Annotated in this window: 20 protein-coding genes; 18 read left to right on the forward strand and 2 right to left on the reverse strand. The window is 45.0% G+C overall.

Features of this window, described 5'->3' with window-relative positions; all coding sequences use genetic code 11:
• Position 1 precedes the first annotated feature (1 nt).
• Complete coding sequence (locus QZ375_RS02890) at positions 2 to 2,854, forward strand: carbohydrate binding domain-containing protein (protein WP_295214972.1); 2,853 nt, start codon at positions 2 to 4, stop codon at positions 2,852 to 2,854.
• A gap of 272 nt (positions 2,855 to 3,126) precedes the next feature.
• Positions 3,127 to 3,672: a flavodoxin family protein gene (locus tag QZ375_RS02895; RefSeq protein WP_295214975.1), complete on the forward strand. Its 546-nt coding sequence runs from the start codon at positions 3,127 to 3,129 to the stop codon at positions 3,670 to 3,672.
• Between the two features lie 129 nt (positions 3,673 to 3,801).
• On the opposite strand, the gene QZ375_RS02900 is transcribed toward QZ375_RS02895, so the two are convergent.
• A complete protein-coding gene (locus QZ375_RS02900) occupies positions 3,802 to 4,224 on the reverse strand; it encodes an MmcQ/YjbR family DNA-binding protein (protein ID WP_365728134.1) in 423 nt (140 codons plus the stop codon).
• Positions 4,225 to 4,232: 8 nt separating this feature from the next.
• A complete protein-coding gene (locus QZ375_RS02905; RefSeq protein WP_295214978.1) occupies positions 4,233 to 4,622 on the reverse strand; it encodes a VOC family protein in 390 nt (129 codons plus the stop codon).
• Positions 4,623 to 4,906: 284 nt separating this feature from the next.
• Between QZ375_RS02905 and QZ375_RS02910 the strand changes: the two genes are divergently transcribed.
• The 16 genes from QZ375_RS02910 (at position 4,907) to QZ375_RS02985 (ending at position 19,994) form a co-directional block, all read left to right on the forward strand.
• A complete protein-coding gene (locus tag QZ375_RS02910; protein WP_295214981.1) occupies positions 4,907 to 5,596 on the forward strand; it encodes a M24 family metallopeptidase in 690 nt (229 codons plus the stop codon).
• Positions 5,597 to 5,730: 134 nt separating this feature from the next.
• On the forward strand, positions 5,731 to 6,645 hold the full coding sequence (locus QZ375_RS02915) for a hypothetical protein (protein WP_295214983.1): 915 nt from the start codon (positions 5,731 to 5,733) through the stop codon (positions 6,643 to 6,645).
• 19 nt (positions 6,646 to 6,664) lie between these two features.
• The gene (locus QZ375_RS02920) at positions 6,665 to 7,597 is read left to right on the forward strand and encodes a YafY family protein (RefSeq protein WP_295214986.1); all 933 of its coding nucleotides are present in this window, start codon (positions 6,665 to 6,667) and stop codon (positions 7,595 to 7,597) included.
• On the forward strand, positions 7,581 to 8,366 hold the full coding sequence (locus QZ375_RS02925) for a class I SAM-dependent methyltransferase (protein ID WP_295214988.1): 786 nt from the start codon (positions 7,581 to 7,583) through the stop codon (positions 8,364 to 8,366). Before QZ375_RS02920 ends, QZ375_RS02925 begins: the two co-directional genes overlap by 17 nt.
• A 74-nt stretch (positions 8,367 to 8,440) precedes the next feature.
• Positions 8,441 to 8,893, forward strand: coding sequence for a GyrI-like domain-containing protein (locus tag QZ375_RS02930; protein WP_295214991.1), 453 nt, complete (start codon positions 8,441 to 8,443; stop codon positions 8,891 to 8,893).
• Between the two features lie 24 nt (positions 8,894 to 8,917).
• Positions 8,918 to 9,295, forward strand: a complete 378-nt coding sequence (locus QZ375_RS02935; protein ID WP_295214994.1) for a DUF3795 domain-containing protein — start codon at positions 8,918 to 8,920, stop codon at positions 9,293 to 9,295.
• A 153-nt stretch (positions 9,296 to 9,448) separates the two neighbouring features.
• Complete coding sequence (locus QZ375_RS02940) at positions 9,449 to 10,312, forward strand: radical SAM protein (RefSeq protein WP_295214997.1); 864 nt, start codon at positions 9,449 to 9,451, stop codon at positions 10,310 to 10,312.
• 26 nt (positions 10,313 to 10,338) lie between these two features.
• Complete coding sequence (locus QZ375_RS02945; RefSeq protein WP_295215000.1) at positions 10,339 to 10,833, forward strand: GNAT family N-acetyltransferase; 495 nt, start codon at positions 10,339 to 10,341, stop codon at positions 10,831 to 10,833.
• A gap of 10 nt (positions 10,834 to 10,843) precedes the next feature.
• Positions 10,844 to 11,680, forward strand: a complete 837-nt coding sequence (locus QZ375_RS02950; protein ID WP_295215003.1) for an RNA methyltransferase — start codon at positions 10,844 to 10,846, stop codon at positions 11,678 to 11,680.
• Entirely contained in the window at positions 11,670 to 12,131 is a 462-nt protein-coding gene (locus tag QZ375_RS02955; RefSeq protein WP_295215006.1) for a GNAT family N-acetyltransferase, read from the forward strand. The genes QZ375_RS02950 and QZ375_RS02955 overlap by 11 nt, the downstream gene beginning before the upstream one ends.
• A gap of 3 nt (positions 12,132 to 12,134) precedes the next feature.
• Positions 12,135 to 12,836 carry a DNA/RNA nuclease SfsA gene (gene sfsA / locus QZ375_RS02960; protein ID WP_295215009.1) on the forward strand — a complete coding sequence of 234 codons (702 nt, stop codon included), beginning with the start codon at positions 12,135 to 12,137 and terminating at the stop codon, positions 12,834 to 12,836.
• Positions 12,837 to 13,021: 185 nt separating this feature from the next.
• Positions 13,022 to 13,843 (forward strand): hypothetical protein, encoded by an 822-nt coding sequence (locus QZ375_RS02965; RefSeq protein ID WP_295215012.1) that lies wholly within the window; start codon positions 13,022 to 13,024, stop codon positions 13,841 to 13,843.
• 3 nt (positions 13,844 to 13,846) lie between these two features.
• Entirely contained in the window at positions 13,847 to 14,677 is an 831-nt protein-coding gene (locus QZ375_RS02970) for an Mrp/NBP35 family ATP-binding protein (RefSeq protein ID WP_295215016.1), read from the forward strand.
• Positions 14,678 to 14,948: 271 nt separating this feature from the next.
• On the forward strand, positions 14,949 to 16,688 hold the full coding sequence (locus QZ375_RS02975) for an ammonium transporter (protein ID WP_295215019.1): 1,740 nt from the start codon (positions 14,949 to 14,951) through the stop codon (positions 16,686 to 16,688).
• Positions 16,689 to 16,920: 232 nt separating this feature from the next.
• Positions 16,921 to 17,229, forward strand: coding sequence for a YerC/YecD family TrpR-related protein (locus tag QZ375_RS02980; RefSeq protein ID WP_295215021.1), 309 nt, complete (start codon positions 16,921 to 16,923; stop codon positions 17,227 to 17,229).
• The gene (locus QZ375_RS02985; RefSeq protein ID WP_295215023.1) at positions 17,226 to 19,994 is read left to right on the forward strand and encodes a glycoside hydrolase family 9 protein; all 2,769 of its coding nucleotides are present in this window, start codon (positions 17,226 to 17,228) and stop codon (positions 19,992 to 19,994) included. Before QZ375_RS02980 ends, QZ375_RS02985 begins: the two co-directional genes overlap by 4 nt.
• Positions 19,995 to 20,020: the final 26 nt, after the last annotated feature.

A 20,020-nucleotide genomic window follows, 5' to 3' on the forward strand; every position in this document is an offset into this window, starting at 1 on the left:
GATGGGCAATTTCTTTCAAAAAACCAGAAAATCCGTAATGGCTGTTCTGGCAGCCGGTACAATGATGCTGGGGACAGCATCCCTGCTGCCAGCTATGACCACCTCAGCTGCAGACAATTGTATCATTGATACTTCAGTAGAATATCAGACCATCCGTGGATTTGGTGCCATTAACCATCCGGAATGGACGGGAAAAGATCTGACGGAAGAACAGCAGGCAACGGCATTTGACAACGGTGATGATCAATTGGGATTCACAGTACTGCGGATCTTCGTCAACGAGGACAGGGAACAGTGGTATAAGGCTGTGCCGACAGCAAAGGCTGCGATTGCAAAAGGTGCTGTGGTATTTGCATCACCGTGGAATCCTCCTGACAGCATGACGGAAACCTTTACTAGAACCTATACCCAGTGGTGGGATGGTACTGTTGTCACCCAGGAAAATCAGAAGCGTCTCCGTCATGACAAATATGCGGAATATGCGCAGCATCTGAATGATTTTGTGCACTATATGAGAGACAACGGTGTGGAACTGTATGCCATTTCCATTCAAAATGAACCGGATTATGGTCATGACTGGACATGGTGGACGTCAGACGAATGCTTGGATTTTCTGGAGAACTATGCAGATCAGATTGACTGCCGTGTTATGTCACCGGAGACTTTTTCTTATAACAAGGAGTATTACAACAAGATCCTGGACAGTGAAAAAGCATCGGCAAATACCGATCTTTTTGGAACGCATTTCTATGGGACCAGTCGTGACAATATGGATTTTCCAGCATTGGAGCAGTCCGGGAAAGAAATCTGGATGACAGAGGTTTATGTGCCCAACAGTGACGCAGATTCCTCTGACCGCTGGCCGGAATCTATTCAGGTGGCAGAGAATATGCATAACGGTCTTGTTGTGGGCAATATGAATGCCTATGTATGGTGGTATCTTCGCCGGAGTTATGGCCCTATGAAAGAGGACGGAACGATCAGTAAGCGAGGTTACTGCATGGCACAGTATTCCAAATATGTCAGACCGGGGGATATCCGGATCGATGCAACGGAATCTCCGGCGGAGAATGTCTATATTTCTGCCTATAAAAATGATGCAGATCAGGTCACTGTTGTGGCAATCAACAGCGGTTCGGAAGATTGCAGCCAGAATTTTGTGATACAGGGTGAAACCATCGGGAATGTTGATCGTTATCGCACTTCTGCCACTGAAAATCTTGCCAAAACAGTAAGCATAGAAGCAGGGGAAAATAACTTCTGGGCGCAGTTACCGGCGGAGAGTGTTTCCACCTTTGTTGTTACATTGTCCGATGATCCGGATGAAAATGGATATTACTTCCATGATACATTTGAAGATTCCAATTGTGGATGGACAGCGAGAGGTGTCGGTCAGGTGCAGCTCAGCGGCAGAACACCCTATGTGGGAACCAATGCACTTCTTGTTTCTGGGAGAACTGCTGTATGGAATGGTGCAGAGAAGGTACTGGATACTTCGGCATTTCATACAGGGGAGACCTATAGCTTTAGTGCAGATGTAAAATATCTGGATGGAAAATGCACAGAGAAGTTTTCGCTCACCATGCAATATACGGATAAAGACGGGAAAACGCAGTATATAAACGTGGATTCAAAAACTGCCGTCAGGGGTGAGTATGTGCAGCTTTTCAATAAGCATTTTACCATTCCTGCGGACGCCTCTAACATACGGCTTATAGTAGAAAGCACAAAACAGCTGGTGAATTTTTATGTGGATGAAGTAATCGGTGCAGTTGCCGGAACTGAAATCGAAGGACCGGCAGAACTGGATTTCATTCTAGGTGATGTGAACAGGGATGGAATTGTGAATGGTATGGATCTTGCCCTTACCAGAAACGGCGTTGCAAATGGTTTCGGGGATAATTTTACAAGCGTTGCGGCAGATGTGGATCAGAATGGAACACCTGATGCAGATGACATAGTTCAGCTCCAGGATTTCCTTCTGGCAAAAATCAATGTTTTTACCGATGCGGAACTCCCACAAACGGAAATAACACCAGAGGAATATATGAAACAGATCAACACAGCAATAGTGGAAAAAGAGCCAGACGATGCGACCGAAGAAAAATCAGGCGTTGCATACGGAACATACGAAAAAAAGACGATTTATTCGGAAGTCTGCCAACGGAACAAGAACTTTAATGTACTGCTTCCGGCAGGGTATACAACCAGTAAGCAATATCCAGTGCTCTATGTGCTTCATGGATATTGGGGCAATGAAGATGCATTGCTGGATGCCGGAGATGCATCTCTGAAACTGCGTCAGATCATTGGCAACGCCATTGCCGCAGGGGAAGCGGAGGAGATGATCGTGGTCTTTCCGGATATCTATGCCAGCGATACCCAGGACGTATGTGATGGATTAAACGAAAAAAACAATGCGGCGTATGATAATTTTATCCATCTGCTGACCGAGGAAATCATGCCCTATATGGAGCAGAATTATTCCATTCTGACAGACAGGAAAAACACAGCGATTACGGGCTTTTCCATGGGCGGAAGAGAATCGCTGTATATCGGATTCAGCCGCCCGGATCTGTTCGGATATGTGGGTGCCATGTGTCCTGCACCGGGACTCACGACAGATCTGATACCAGACAGCGAATTGAAATTCAACGGTCTTTCACCTTATTTGCTCATGGTCAGCGCCGGTTCCAATGATCAGGTGGTCTGGTCAACGCCTGCCAGTTATCATGACACCATGAACCATAACGGCGTAACGCATGTCTGGAATTATGTTGGCGGCGGCGATCATGGCGGTTACACCATTCGCCCACATATGTACAATTTTGTGCGTTCTATTTTTAAAGTATAAATCTGGATTTTACATCCTCATATTACGAATGTTGAATTCTTAACAATCAGAGATTTATCATGAAGAAATATCTGGAAGTCCTGAGAGAAAAACTGATGACATATTTGATGATTCAGGCGAAATAATATGACAGCAGCAGCTTTACTATTTCCTATGACAGGTAGGAACTTGCAGATTTTCTTGAGATCAGCAAGCTGAGAAAAGAAAATGTGATTGAGTGCAAACGAAACTTTTTCAGATTATTGGAAAAATAAAAATGGGGCGTGATTATAATGAAAACACTGATTCTCAATGGCTCTCCACGGAAAAATGGTGATACAGCTTTTCTCATTCAGAAACTGACAGAACAACTGCATGGAGAATATAAAATTGTTAACGCTTATACGGCAAATATTGCTCCCTGCATTGATTGCTGCAAATGCAGGGAGCAATATGGCTGTATTATAGATGATGAGATGCAAGAGGTTTACCGTTATCTTGAGACATGTGATAATGTCATTATTGCATCTCCCATTTATTTTTCGGAGTTAACGGGAAAACTGCTGGATCTGGGCAGTCGGCTGCAACAATATTTTTCAGCGAAACAGTTTCTGCACAAAGAACCGCAGCTCAAGCGAAAAAAGGGCGTGGTTTTATTAGTAGGCGGCGGTTCCGGAAAACCGCAAAAAGCCTATGAAACAGCAATTTGTCTGCTGCATTATATGAATGTGCAGCAGATTTATCCTTTGATTTGCAGCCATAACACAGACCATGTCCCCGTTGAAAAAGATGAAAGCGTATTGATTGAAATAAAGAAAGCTGCCGAAGTATTTTTGTGAGGTATTGCTTTGACATGCAAATTTATTTTCTGAATTTCGGGGATATTTTTATAAGCGGACTTTAAAGAAAATATGCTCTTCTTTGCTGAATCATCTTAAGGAACACAGCACAAAGAATACTCGATGGTTTTACACGTCATATGTTTGCACATTTCCAGTAATTTCGTGCTGTTTCTTTTTGCTAAAACTGCCAAGAACAAGGGAATAGGACTTGTCCAGCATTTCTTTCAGCAATTCTGCAGGAATGGTGCCGTCTGCTTTGATGGAATTCCAGTGCAGCTTGTTCATGTAATAGCCGGGGAGGATGTCTTCGTATTGTTGTCGGAGAAAATCGCCTTCTGCCGGTTCGAGTTTCAGGGTAATATACACCGGATTCTGTTCCCAGTCCAGGCACACTGCTGTAAATAGTTTGTCTGCAATGCAGTAGCGGATCCAGTTCCAATCTGACTGCAAGTTTCTGGTGACACCAGCTTTGGAGAGGAGATATTCGTCTAGCCAGTTGTATTGCAGGTTGGCAAGACCTTGTTGTATGATCTGTTCAATTTGTTCCATATTGTACCTCATTTTTGAAAAGAGCCGATTTCGATGAGATTTCCCTCAGGGTCAGCAATATAGCATGTACGCTGTCCCCACGGCTCCGTGATGGGGTTCATTACAGGTACAGCACCTTTTGCTGTGACTTCTGCAAAAGTTTTGTCTACAGCTGCATAATTTTCCACGCTAAGTGCGATTTCATAGTGTCCGTTGATACCATTTGCATAACCAAATTTACGGCTTGTCATTTGTTCGAAATCATTTCTGCTGTATAGCAAAAATAGGGTATCGTCCTTGACAAGATATACATTGGAGGTATTTTCGTTTTCCTGGATGGCAAATCCCAGTACATCTCTGTAAAAGCGTATCATGATGGGCATGTTTTGCACAAAAATTCCGAATCCATCTAATTTCATAGTGTTTTGACTCCTTTTTATTTTGATAGAATAAGTATATCATGGGAAATGTGACAACTGTGTGTCATGCTTTCAGCTGCTTTGGAAAAATAGCTCATATCGTCCTCTAATTAAGGCAATACCACATAATTTTTGTGTGGTGTTGCCTTAAAAATTTACTGTTATTATAGCATAAAAAATATCTTTCCGCAAGGAAAATGCTGAAAACAGCATTGATTTCAGTCGGATTTTATGGTATACTGAAACAAAGAATAGGTCAGATGCTATCACGGAGGTATACTTCAATGACAATATGTGACATGCAAAATTTAAACAGGAATACAATCAGCTATATTTGTTCAGTCATAAAACCGGGAATGACATTGTTGGAAGTCAGGACGCTTTGTGAGAAGTATTTGCTTGCGCATGGTGCAGATTCATTTTGGTATTGGGATATAGGGGCGTTTGTGTTCAGCGGTAAAGAAATGACAGTGTCTGTTTCAGGCAGAGAGTATCAGACTCCTGACGCCTTGATCCAGGGGGATGATATTATTACGATTGACCTGAGTCCTCAGAATAATAACATATGGGGAGACTACACAAGAACAATTATCATACAAAACGGTATCGTTGTGACTGACATTGATAAAATTGCAAATGCAGAATGGCGAAATGGTTTGCAAATGGAAGAAGAACTGCATTATGCGATGCGTGAATTTTTGTGTGCTGAAACAACCTTTGAAGAATTGTATTACCATATCAATGCACTGATAACCAAAAAAGGCTTTGTGAATCTTGATTTTATGGGGAATCTGGGGCATTCTATTGAAACGAATAAAGACGATAGAATCTATATTGAAAAAGGAAATCGGACGAAGCTTTCTTCGGTAAACGCCTTTACTTTTGAACCGCATATCTGTGTTGCAGGTTCATTGTACGGATTTAAGAAAGAGAATATTTATTGTTTTCAAAATGAGCATTTGATAGAATTGTAAGAACTTGTTTAGTAACTTTTTCTGTGTAGATTTTTGAGTGGATTTTCGTTGGTTTCAATGTAGAAAATGACAAAGTCACCAAAAACGAATGAAAAAAGTTGCTAAACAGGCTTTAAGATGAAAGGAGTAAGCCTATGGCACTGCCTGATTTTAGACAATTAGAACAAAACAAGACTGCTATACCGGAATGGGCGAAATATCTGAAAGACGGAGAGTTTATCAGCTATTCCAATACGTTCAAAAGTAAAATTTACTTTGACCTGTTTGACCGATATGTTTATCCCTGTGCAGAGACCGGAAACATTCGGTACTATGTCTATGACCCCGTGAAGCACGGTGCTGATCCTGCCGGGAAATATCCCGTTCTCATGTGGCTTCACGGCGCAAGCAATTCTCTCATGGAGGAAGGCTGTATCATGTGCTGCGGTGCGGAACAGTTCGCCTCACCGAAATATCAGAATGCCATGGGCGGTGCGTATCTCATTGTACCCCTCGCCAATGAGAAACGGCTTGCGGATGGTACTCTTACGGGGACCTGGGAAAAGACATACTCCGCACCGGTTCAGGCGATCTTTGACCGTTTCTGTGCAGAACACACCCGGAATGTGGGAAAGAAATTTGTCATGGGTGCATCTGCCGGCGGTTATTTCACCTGGCAGTTTCTGGAAGATTATGCCGGATATTATGATGGAGCTATTCCCATTGCATCATCTTACATTCCCGATGATGCCGTGCTGGATCGCATTTCCAGAGATGGCACCCGTCTCATTGTTGCTCATGGAAAGCATGATGAATTGGTAAATTTCCAGGAATACGTAGCGCCTCGTGTGGAAAAGCTCATGCAGATGGAGCATTGTATTTGTTTCTTTCCAGAGTGGGTATATAACGGAGACGGCGGTATTTCTTCTGTGTTCTATGGCATAGAAATGGGGCAGCATTGTATGATCAACTGGTTCCAGCATGATCTCATTTTTGATAATGGAACACCTGCGGATGATAGACTGCCGGATGGGGTGACTGGTTGGATACGGACAGTTTGCGGAATGTGAATACAGGGGTGAAGTCCATATGAAAATTGACCGTCTCATCGGCATTCTCTCCATTCTCCTACAAAAAGACAAGGTAACAGCCAGGGAACTTGCGGAAACCTTTGAAGTATCCCGGCGTACCATTGTCCGAGACATTGAGGATATCAGCAAAGCTGGAATTCCCATTGTTACGACCCAAGGACAGGGTGGGGGGATTTCCATTATGGAAGGATTTCGGCTTGACCGCACTCTGCTTTCTTCTGCGGATATGAAGTCTATCCTTGCCGGACTGCAAGGTCTGGATAGTATCAGCGGAACCAACCGCTATCGGCAGCTTATGGAAAAGCTTTCAGTTGGACGATCTGCCATTAGAAATGCTGACAACCATCTGATGATTGATCTTTCTTCATGGGACAAATCTGCTGTTTCAGATAAGATCGAGCTAATTCAGGCAGCCATGGAACAGGGAGAAAAAATCAGTTTCTCTTATTATGCACCTGGCGGTGACAGCCAGCGTAAAGTGGAGCCGTACCACCTGATTTTTCAATGGTCTAATTGGTATGTGTGGGGTTACTGTACTTTGCGTCAGGATTACCGTATGTTCAAGCTCACAAGAATGGCAAATCTGAAATGTACCGGTGAGCCATGCGAAAATCGGGATGTTCCGGTGTATGTTTGCGACAAGTTGCTGTATACCGAAGGCGAAATTGAAGCGGTAGTATGGTTTGATAAATCGGTGAAGTGGCGGGTCATTGAAGAGTTCGGTACAGAACTCCCTCAGTTTGATGAAGATGGTAATGCGCTGCTCCGCTTCACCTGGTCGGATGTGCCATCGTTTTATCAGTATATTCTGACCTTTGGGGCGCATGCGGAGATCATTTCGCCGGAGGTATACCGGAAGGAATTTGGGGAACTATTGAAGCGGATGATGGAAAAATATGAACCAGGAGAAAAACATGGACATTACGAATAAAAACATAGACGGCGGAGAGGCTTTTGACTGGGGCAGAACTTCTGCGGATTATGCAAGATTCCGTGATATTTACCCTCGGATGTTCTACGAGAAAATTGCAGAACGTGGACTCGGCATCAAAGGTCAGACAGTTCTGGATATGGGTACTGGGACAGGTGTTCTGCCGAGAAATATGTACTGTTATGGTGCTAAGTGGATAGGCACAGACATATCGGAGAATCAGATTGTCCAGGCAAGGGAATTATCTCAGGGGATGGACATTGATTATTATGCTATTCCGGCGAAAAAACTAGATTTTCCCGACAATTCCTTTGATGTCATTACTGCTTGTCAGTGCTTTTGGTATTTTGACCATGAAAAAGTTATGCCAAATCTGTATCGGATGTTAAAAGCAGATGGGCGTATTTGCGTGCTGTATATGGCATGGCTGCCCTTTGCAGATGAAATTGCCGGCGCAAGCGAAGCACTTGTGCTGAAATATAATCCCGTCTGGAGCGGTGCCGAGGAAACAATGCACCCCATTTTCATTCCTGCGTGTTATGAGGAACGGTTTTCCCTGGAGTATCATGCAGAATATCTGCTGGATGTGCCCTTTACCCGGGAAAGCTGGAACGGGAGAATGAAAGCCTGCCGTGGTGTTGGGGCATCTCTTTCCGCACCGGAAATTGCCGCATGGGAACAGGAGCATTGTAAAATGCTGGAGGAAATGGCACCGGAGGAATTTTCCATCAAACATTATGCAGCAATTGCAGAATTGAAAAAGAAATGATTTCAAATATGACATACAGATGTCGCATTATCTGTGGTATACTCAAAGCATCAAAATGAAATGAGGAATCTACCATGAATTATGAAATTGTACATCTGAATGAAAAGACCGTTGCAGGCTACTGTGCCCGCACCAGTAACACTGCGCCCGACATGGGACAGGTCATCGGCGGACTCTGGAACAAATTCTATTCCCCGGACGGACAATCGACGATTCCCGGCAAGATAGGGGACAAGGCACTGGGGATTTATACCGATTATGCCGATGCGGAAAAGGGTGAGTATACAGTGATGGTTGCCTGTGAAGTCAGCGGTGTAGATGTGCCGGAGCGTTTTTCTGTGCGAAAAATTCCGGCAGGGACGTATGCGAAATTCATTGTCAAAGGTCACATGGTAACGGCGGTGCAGCAGTTCTGGCAGGAACTCTGGCAAATGAAACTCAAACGTTCTTTTGTCTGCGATTTTGAAGAGTATCAGAATGCTGACTTTGAAAATGCGGAGATTCATATATACATCGGGTTGCATTAATGAAAGAGATAGGAGGTACGTGACATGAAACGTGAATTGGGTATTGCAAGGTGTGGACTGGCGTGTTGCCTTTGTGCCAAAAATGCAAATTGTAATGGCTGCCATGCGGAAAATTGTTTAGATAAGGATTGGTGTGAAAATCGAAAATGTGCCTTGGAAAAAAGCGTCTCTCATTGCTTCGTCTGTGACAATACAGATTGTCGGAAAGGACTTCTGGGCAAAGTGAAACCTTTGGCCTTCACGGAATTTGCCAGAAAATATGGCATAGAACATCTTCTGGACTGTCTGGAGCGGAATGAAGCAAAAGGGATCGTGTATCACCGCACCGGTATCGTCGGCGATTATGACGATTTTGAAAGCATGGAACAGCTAATGGAGTTTATAGAAACAGGGGAACGCTGACAGCTTGTTTTGGCTGGTGTCCCCGGGTGAGAAAAAACAGGAAGCAGGTGTACATGCGCCTGCTTTTTTCTTATGCGGTATTGCTCTTGCATATCTCGTGGAAATGTGTTAAAATAAAATGAACCGATACAAACGCACACAAAGGAGGCTCCCATGCACTTTGTTAACGCCAAAGGCATTCTCTCCGCTCAGAACGGCATGAACCTGTACCGCGGCTGTACCCACGGCTGCATCTACTGCGACAGCCGCAGCAGCTGTTATGGATTCACCCATGCTTTTGAAGATATTGAAGTCAAACAAAATGCGCCGGAACTGCTGGAAAAAGCGCTGCGTTCCAAACGGAAAAAATGTATGATTGGCACAGGTGCTATGTGCGATCCGTATATGCACTGTGAGGAAAATCTTCGCCTCACAAGGAAGTGCCTGGAGATCATTGATCATTATGGCTTTGGTGTTTCGATCCTCACGAAATCCATTCGCATTCTCCGGGATTTGGATTTACTCAAGAGTATTCACGAAAAGGCAAAGTGTGTGGTACAGATGACACTGACCACCTATGACGAGAGCCTTTGTCGAATTCTGGAGCCCAATGTCAGTACTACCAGAGAGCGCTTTGAAGCTCTACGCATTTTTCATGAAAACGGTATTCCTACCATTGTCTGGCTGTCACCGATTCTGCCGTATATCAATGATACCAGGGAAAATCTGGAGGGCATTCTGAACTATTGTATTCAAGCGAAGGTCTATGGCATCATTTGCTTCGGCATGGGCATGACTTTGCGTGAAGGGGACAGGGAGTATTTTTATGCAGCGCTTGACCGGCATTTTCCCGGTTTGAAAGAACGCTATTGCCGAAGATATGGCAATGCTTATCAATTGCAAAGTGATCGGTGGCAGGAATTGACGATACTTTTTCAGGAGAAATGCTGTGCGAATGGTATTGTGTATGATATGGGTGCATGTTTTCGGTATCTGCATGAGCTGCCGGAGAAGTATGTGCAGATGTCATTGTTTTAAGAATGATGATTGGGAAGGAGGATTCTATGGAAATCAGAAAAATGAAATCAACGGATGATCGATTGGCAATTAGCCGTATTTATGAGGAGAGCTGGAAGTTTGCATATCAAAATATCATTCCAGAAAGTTTTCTGAAAAGTATTCCTGCCGGAAGATGGGCTTCAAGCATAGACAAGGATGATAGAGAAACGCTTGTGATAGTGGAAAACGACACTTTTATCGGAACATCCAGTTTCGGGAAATCCAGATTTCATGATTTCGAAAACTTTGGCGAAATTATATCCATTTATCTTCTGCCAGAATATATGGGGAAAGGATACGGAAAAAAACTGATTTATGCAGTGATCCATGAATTGAAACTTCTTGGATATCATGATATATTTTTATGGGTGCTTGAAGAAAATGAAAGGGCAAGAAAATTTTATGAAAGAGTTGGGTTTCATCTTAGCGATAATTATTTGGATGATATGATTGGCGGAAGAGCACTTAGAGAAGTTCAATATCATTTTCATATAGAGTAAAGGAGATATTATGCCAAACATCATTGAGATCACCGACTTCGCCGCACCGGAATTGGATATCTACGCCCGGTGTACCGAATCCCAACTGCGTCATTATTACGAACCAGAAGGAGGCCTATTTATCGCCGAAAGTCCCAAGGTTATCCTGCGTGCTCTGGATGCCGGATATGCGCCGGTTTCTCTGCTGTTGGAGCGAAAGCATATTGCAGGGGAAGCACAGGAAATTATCTCTCGATGTGGCGATATTCCTGTGTTTACTGCTGAGCCGGAGGTGTTGACCAGGCTCACTGGTTTTCAGCTGACCCGAGGTGCGCTTTGTGCCATGCGGCGTTCCGATATGCCCACAGTGGAGACGGTCTGCAAAGATGCACGCCGGATCGCCGTTCTGGAAAATGTGGTGAATCCCACCAATGCGGGTGCTATTTTTCGTTCGGCAGCGGCACTGCATATGGATGCGATCTTGCTGACGCCCGGATGCAGCGATCCCTTGTACCGACGTGCTGCAAGGGTGAGCATGGGTACAGTGTTTCAGATCCCGTGGACATACCTGGGAAGAGATACGGACATCGAATCCCTGCACAAGTTGGGTTTTCGCACCGCAGCCATGGCATTGAGCGATGATTCCATTTCCATAGATGACCCAAGGCTTATGGCAGAGGAAAAGCTTGCCGTTGTGCTGGGAACAGAGGGCGACGGGCTTGCTGCCCATACCATTTCCCATTGTGATTATATCGTGCGCATCCCCATGTCCCATGGAGTGGATTCCCTGAATGTTGCAGCTGCCAGTGCGGTGGCGTTCTGGCAGCTGGGGGAAATGAAAACAGGAAGTGAAAAATATGAGCATTAGAAAAGCGGAACCTATCAATCTGGAAACTGTCAGGGATATCACTGTGCGTACGATTCAAGCAATCTATCCCCGCTACTATGCCCAAGGCGCAGTGGACTTTTTCCTTGCTCATCATAAGGAAACGAATATCCGCAGTGATATTCAGGATAATATGGTCATGTTGTGCTATGATGCGTCGAACCATGCTGTGGGCACAGTAACCATCAAAAAGAATGAGATATGCCGTTTGTTCGTATTGCCGCAGTATCAGGGCTGTGGTTTTGGACGTGAAATGCTGGACTATGCAGAGAAAAGGATTTTGGAGACATATGATGAGATTGTGTTGGATGCATCTCTGCCGGCCAAAAGAATTTATCTGAAAAGAGGATATTCTGTAATGGATTTTCATGTCATTGAGACTGAAAACGGTGATTTTCTTTGCTATGATGTTATGATGAAAAAAGGAAAGTAATGTATGAAATACAAACAAATCATCAGCGGCGTTTTTCTGGAACGTCCCAACCGTTTCATTGCCCATGTGGAGATAGACGGCGTACCGGAAACCGTTCACGTCAAAAATACAGGTCGATGCAAGGAACTTCTGCTGCCCGGCAGTACAGTGTATCTCTCCGTTGCAGACAACCCCAGCCGCAAAACAAAATATGACCTGATTGCTGTGGAAAAACAGCGTGACGGTGCTGTGCCGCTGCTCATCAATATGGATTCCCAGATCCCCAATGCAGCTGCTGAGGAGTGGCTTAGAAAAAAAGGCACACTCTTTTCTTCTGATGCCGTGATTCGCCGGGAAGTAACGTACGGCAATTCACGCTTCGATTTTTTTGTCACGGACGGAGACAGAAAGGCGTTTCTGGAGGTGAAAGGCGTTACTCTCGAGGAAAAGGGTATTGCCATGTTTCCCGATGCGCCGACAGACCGTGGCGTGAAACATCTTCGTGAATTGATACAGTGTAGAAAAGACGGCTATGAAGCCTATGTCCTGTTCGTGATCCAGATGAAAGAGATGATAGCTTTACGCCCCAATGATACGACTCATCCGGCATTTGGCGAGGCACTCCGAGAGGCAGGTCGGGCAGGGGTGAAGATCATGGCAATGGACTGTGTGGTAACACCAGATAGTATTGTATTGGATGAAGCGGTGCCCGTGCAGCTGGACTGAAAAAATTATGCCTTGCTTTTTTCACGATAATGTGGTATAATACTTCATGACGAAGGAATTCGGTTTGATGGAATGTCATTTGCAGAAAGGATAACAGAATTTGCGTGGCTTGCAGTGTTCTGAATGTTGGTCATCGGTAGGATGATGAATAATAAAACAGAACATGCTAAATTTGAGGAAAAATTATGCGAAAAATAAAGCGTATTGTATCTTTATTTACTCTGAGTGCATTCATGATAGCAATGGCAGGAAGTTTTACCGGGTGTAAACTTATCTATTCCAAAAAAGCATTAAAACGGACAATCACAAAAGCCTTAGAAGAGAAATATGATGAAGAATTTTTCTGCGATGATGTCTGGCAGAACCGTGAATCTACTTTTTACGGTGTATGTTCTCCAAAAGAAAATCATGATATCCGGTTTGAAGCGTTGTTCACGGAGGAAGGAGAAATTGCATTCGAAGGCTATTATGGTGCCTGTGTTTCAGAACAAATTGAAGAAGATCTGCAAGATCAATTGGAAACCGTTTTTGAGGACTTTTATCTTCACACATATATGACTGTTCCTTTATGTAGTTTTGAAGATGACGATATTTATGCACAACGTGTCAGAGAGCAATCTTTTGACATAGAAGACTATGTGGAGTCGGAAAACGAAAAACGCGGGTTTAATCCGTCGATCTCAATTTATGTACTGGTAAATAATGAAGGAGGCGAAAAATGGAACTATGAAGAAGAATATGATATGCTTTCTGAAATATTCTCCAAAGTGGATAATATGGATGTCAGTACAATCATAACGTTAAAATTTCTTCCCTCAAAAAAATATTCAGAATGTATAGATTACTTGGAAATTTGTATGGGTCCGAATACTTCTTTCAAAAGGGATCTTAATGATTATGCCGTGAAAGCATCGGATAGATATTCAAATATCAGTTTTGAATATGAAGGTGAAACCTATGTAACTCTATCTAAAGAGGATTATGTAAATCAAAGAAAAGGAGTTTAAGATATGGCAGAATGTAATCACCAGTGCAGTTCCTGTTCTACCAGCGAAGGCTGTCAGGACAAGGAACAGAATGAGCGTGCTGTACAAAATACCAAAGGAATCCGCAGGGTTATCGGCGTTGTGGGCGGAAAAGGCGGCGTGGGAAAATCTCTCGTGACCAGCCTTCTTGCTATCCAGACACGCCGTCTGGGCTATGAGACGGCTGTGCTGGATGCAGATATTACCGGTCCGTCCATCCCAAAGATTTTCGGAATCCATGACCACGCCCAGACAGAGGATGAATGCCTGCTGCCGCACCTGGCACAGGATGGCACAAAGGTCATGTCCCTGAACCTGCTGCTGGAAAATGAGACCGATCCCGTATTCTGGCGCGGTCCTGTGATCTCCGGCGTGGTAAAGCAGTTCTGGGAAGATGTCAAGTGGGGCGATGTGGACTTTATGTTCGTGGACATGCCGCCGGGAACCGGCGATGTGCCGCTGACAGTATTCCAGAGCCTGCCTCTGGACGGAATTATTATTGTGTCCACGCCTCAGTCCCTTGTTTCCATGATCGTACAGAAAGCAGTTGCTATGGCGCAGCGCATGGATATTCCGGTTCTGGGCATGGTGGAGAATATGCGTTTTCTGAAATGTCCTGATTGCGGAAAGGAGATCCCACTGTTCGGATCGGATGATGCGATAGACAGTACCAATGTGCCGGTGCTGGAACGTGTACCTCTGGATCCGAAGGTTGCCGCAGCCTGCGATGACGGAAAGCTGGCAGAGACAGATGTACCTTATCTGGCAAAGACTGCACAGCTTCTTGCTGATTCCTTTGGCGGAAAGAAACCGTAATAAATTTTTTGCCGGTTTTTTTGTGCAGTGATTTGGAACATGATTTCGTTTTATGAAAAGTGAATCCGCAAAAAAGATTTATTTTTGAAGAAATTGGTATCCCAGACGGTGAAAATCTGCAAAAACCGCTTGACAAAAGCCAAAAAATCCGCTATACTAATAACACGAACAGCAAAGGTGCTGGTGCGTTTGACGCCCAAAGCCTTTGCTGTTTTTTGTTTTGCATACCCGGCAGCAGAAAGGTACCGCTGTTTGCTGAGGAAATAACATCATGGAGAGGTGCATTATCATGGATGAAACAACAATTCTGGAAATGATAGGCGGCGAAGTATACGGCGTCTGGTTCTTGGTCGGTGCGGCATTGGTATTCTTTATGCAGTGCGGCTTTGCAATGGTAGAGGCTGGATTTACCAGAGCAAAGAATGCCGGCAATATTATTATGAAAAACCTCATGGATTTCTGTATCGGTACAGTGGTATTTATCCTGATCGGTTTCGGACTTCTGTGCGGCGAAGATCTGGTGGGCTTGATTGGCAAGCCGGGATTTGACATTTTCTCGGATTATGCAAATTTTGACTGGTCCAGCTTTGTATTTAACCTTGTATTCTGCGCAACTACGGCAACCATTGTTTCTGGTGCTATGGCTGAGCGTACCAAATTCATTTCCTACTGTATTTATTCTGCTGTTATTTCGGCAGTAATTTATCCAGTAGAAGCGCACTGGGTATGGGGCGGCGGCTGGCTGACCCAGTTGGCTACACCGTATCATGACTTTGCTGGTTCTGGTGCGATCCACATGGTTGGCGGTCTTTCTGCATTGATCGGTGCGGCAATTCTGGGCGCACGTATTGGTAAGTTTACCAAGACAAAGGATGGCAAGGTGAAAGCCAATGCAATTCCAGGTCACTCCTTGACGATCGGCGCATTGGGCGTATTTATCCTGTGGTTTGGTTGGTATGGGTTTAATGGCGCAGCAGCGACCTCCGTGGGTCAGTTGGGTTCCATCTTCCTGACCACAACAATTGCACCGGCAATAGCAACTTTTGTCTGCATGATTTTCACTTGGCTGAAATATGGCAAGCCGGATGTTTCCATGTGTCTGAATGCTTCTCTGGCAGGTTTGGTTGGTATTACTGCCGGATGCGATGTTATGGATGCAGTTGGTTCTATTGGTGTTGGTATTGTTTCCGGTCTGCTGGTATGCTTCGGTGTTTGGTTCTTGGATCATGTACTGCATATTGATGACCCGGTTGGTGCCGTTGCAGTACATTGTCTCAATGGTATGTGGGGCGTGATTGCAGTTGGTCTGTTTGCAACCACTTCTGTTCCGGGCAATGACTCTTGTAAAGGTCTCTTTTACGGCGGCGGCTTCTCGCTGTTGGGCAGCCAGCTGCTGGGTATGATCTGTATCCTGGCATGGACTGCTGTTACAATCACTATCACATTCTTGATCATTAAAAAAACCATAGGTCTGCGTGTTTCCGCAGAAGAAGAAGTACTTGGCCTGGATGCAACCGAGCACAATCTGCCGTCCGCTTATGCAGACTTTATGCCGTCCACTGTATCCATGGCTTCGGATGCTGCTGATGCAGCTGCAACCGGCGTTACCATTCCGGAATCTGAAATGATCCTGAAGCCGGCAAACGGTGATAAGGCGAAGCTCACCAAGATCTCCATCATGTGCAATCCGGATAAATTGGATGCGCTTCAGACAACACTGGCATCTATGGGCGTGAACGGTGTAACCGTAACACATGTTATGGGCTATGGCTCGCAGAAAGGCAACTCGTCCTATTATCGTGGTGTCAAGACCGAGGGTACAAAGCTTCTCAAGAAGGTCAAAGTAGAAGCTGTCGTGGCAAAGATTCCGCCGCAGAAGATCATCGACGCTGTGAAGAAGGTCCTATATACCGGTCAGATCGGTGATGGCAAGATCTTTGTATACGATGTAGAAGATGTTGTAAAGATCCGTACTGGCGAAACCGGATATGACGCTTTGCAGGATATCTAAGATTTATCAGAAAAAGAGAGAAAAGTAAGCTTTCATGAAAAACAGACGTGCAGTGTGGAGTTCCGCACAGCATCGTCTGTTTTTTCTATATTGTCAATTTGACAAAAAGAAATTGTATTTTCTGGCGATTTTGCCGAAATATGAGGGAATTTCCTGTGCACTATTTACATTATCTGTGGGATATGGTACAATAAGAACAGCAAACAGAATAGGAAGGACGTGGTGATTGCGCATGAAGAAAGAACGACAGGAGGCAGATCAGGAAGCTTTGTTCGAAGCGATTCTGGCATTGCGTACAGCGGACGAATGCTATGCTTTTTTTAAAGACCTCTGTACCTATCAGGAGCTGAATGCCATGGCACAGCGGCTTCAGGTGGCTAAAATGCTGCATAGTGGACATGTGTTCCACGACATTGTGGAAGAGACTGGTGCTAGTACAGCAACTATTAGCCGAGTGAATCGTGCCATTAAGGATGGCTGTAATGGATATCAGATCATTTTTGATCGAATTCAGAATGAAATAGAAAGGAAAAATTCATGAAAAAAATTTCAAAACTGATCCGGCGCATTTCTGCCGGACTTCTCAGCGGTGTGATGCTGGTATCCTCGGCAGCACTTCCGGTTAACGCTGCATTCATTGACGAGGAGAATCCCAATAATTACGACAATTTTGCCGAAGCACTCCAGTTGGCGCTCTGCTTTTATGATGCCAACAAGTGCGGCGATGAGGTGGCAGATGACGGATATTATTCCTGGCGCGGAAACTGTCATGTAAAGGATGGTATGATCCCTCTGGTGCCCATGGAAAGTCTTGATGGCGGAAAGGCAAGTGAGGACAGCGGCAAGGGTGATGGCGGTGCAAGTGCCGCAGAGGGTCTCTATGTGGGAACCAACATGAGCCAGGAATTTATTGACGCCAATCGAGAATATCTGGACCCGGACGGTGACGGCTGTGTGGATCTGACCGGTGGCTGGCACGATGCCGGCGATCATGTCAAGTTTGGCCTGCCGGGCAGCTATTCTGCTTCCACTGTGGGCTGGGGCTATTATGAATTCCGTGATGCTTACATTGAAACCGGCTTGCAGCAGCATGTAGAGGATGAACTGCGCTGGGTTAACGATTATTTCCTGAAAGCAACCTTCCTGGATGATGAGGGCAATGTAGTAGCGTACTGCTATCAGGTAGGCGAGGGTAACAACGACCACAACTATTGGTGTGCTCCGGAATTGCAGGTAGATGATACTTATGTTGCAACTTCCTCCTGTGCTGTAAAGCGTCCGGCATACTTCGCTACCACAGAGACACCGGCGTCAGATCAGACCGCAGGTGCTGCCGCTTCATTGGCAGTGAATTATCTGAACTTCAAGGATACTGATCCGGAATATGCACAGAAGTGTCTGGATTATGCCCTTGCGCTCTATGATTTTTCTGTGGAGACCCACCATGAGACAGGGGATTCCACACTTGTGGTAGACAGCCTTGGCTATGACGGCGGTTTCTACACCTCCAGCTATGACTATGACGAACTGGCCTGGGCAGCAGTATGGCTCTATTACTGTACCGAGGATTATGACTATATCAACGATATCATTGCCGTGGATGAATCTGTCACCGGTGAAATGGGTGCGCATCCATACACTGGTTATATGAAGCGTATCATCTCCGACACCGGAAACTGCTGGCAGAACATCTGGGTACACTGTTGGGATACTGTCTGGGGCGGCGTTTTTGCAAAGCTTGCTCCTGTTACTAATATTTCCAGAGATTGGTATATTTTCCGCTGGAATCTGGAGTTCTGGTCAGGTATGAGTGAAGCGGATGCGGCTGAAGCAGATTTTGATGTGCCGGTTACATCTCACAAATACTTCGGTATGGATGATCAGCTCTGGAATACGACAATTACTGCTTCAGAGATCAAAGATTTGCCGGAAGCAGACGGTGCATGGATTGCAAAATCTCCGGCTGGATTTGCTGTTGTCTCCGACTACGGCAGTGCACGGTATAACACAGCTGCCGGTCTCTGTGCTATGGTTTATGCCAAGGAAACAGGAGACATGACCTTTGCAGAGTGGGCAAAGGATCAGATGGAATACATTCTCGGCGATAATCCCATGGGATATGCTTATGAGGTTGGCTATGAGAATAGTTATGCGACCCATCCCCACCACAGAGCTGCTTCCTGTTCTTCTACTCAGAGTATGGATGAACCGGATCCCCAAACGCATACCCTCTGGGGTGCACTGGTCGGCGGTCCGGATCTGAAGGATTATCATAATGATGTTACAAGCGATTATATTTATAATGAAGTCACGGATGACTACAACGCTGGATTCTGCGGCGATCTTGCCGGATTGTATCATTTCTACGGTGCTGAAGGCAAGGAACTGGCGGATAAAAATGCCGTTATCGAAGATTTCGATATGTCACAAAATGCCAAGAACGGCTATGATGTGGACGAAAGTACTCCCACTGGTTTCTACGTCACTGCCGGAAAGGCACAGGAAAATGATGCGGGACTCCAGATCAAGATCGTTGTCCATAACCGTACCATTGATCCGCCGCAGTTCTGTAATGACCTGCGGGTACGATATTACTTCAACATTGATGAGCTGACTGCTATTGGTGAGGATATTTCTATGGTGGAAACACGAGTGGACTACGATGCAGAAAGTGCTATGACGAATAATCAAACCCATGCCACAATTTCAGAGCCTGTGCAGTACGATGACAACGGCATGTACTACATCGAAATTGCATGGGAAAACTGTAATTTCTATGGCAGCCGTGTATATCAGTTTGGTCTGTTGAACAAGATGAATCCAGACACCTATGAAACCACATGGGATTCCAGCAATGATTACAGCTACAGCGATCTGATCAGCTTTGAAGATGACAACGATGCAGCGGCAATTACAGAAAAAATTACCGCTTATACCAATGGCGAGCTTGTTTGGGGCGAAGAGCCAGACGGCACGAGAGCTTCTGAAACAACCGGTACAACGACAGCTGCTACAACTGGTGAGTCTATTACCACAACATCCTCTGTTTCAGCAGCTTCCACTGATAGCAGTACAAATGTTACATCGGATGTAAATGTGCTTTACGGCGATGTGAACTTGGACGGTAGAGTGGATATCACTGATGCTGTTCTGCTGAATCGGGCGGTAAGCGGTTCTGTTACCCTAAATGAACAGGCTGGACAGAATGCGGACTGCGATGCAACAGGTGATCTGACTTCCAACGATGCAATGGTATTGTTGAAATTCTTGGTGCACTTGGAGAATGTACTTCCTGTTCTGTCATAATCAATTGCTAAAATGAAAACAAATGT

It is taken from the genome of Ruminococcus sp. (assembly GCF_019417665.1).
Lineage (GTDB): Bacteria > Bacillota > Clostridia > Oscillospirales > Ruminococcaceae > Ruminococcus_C.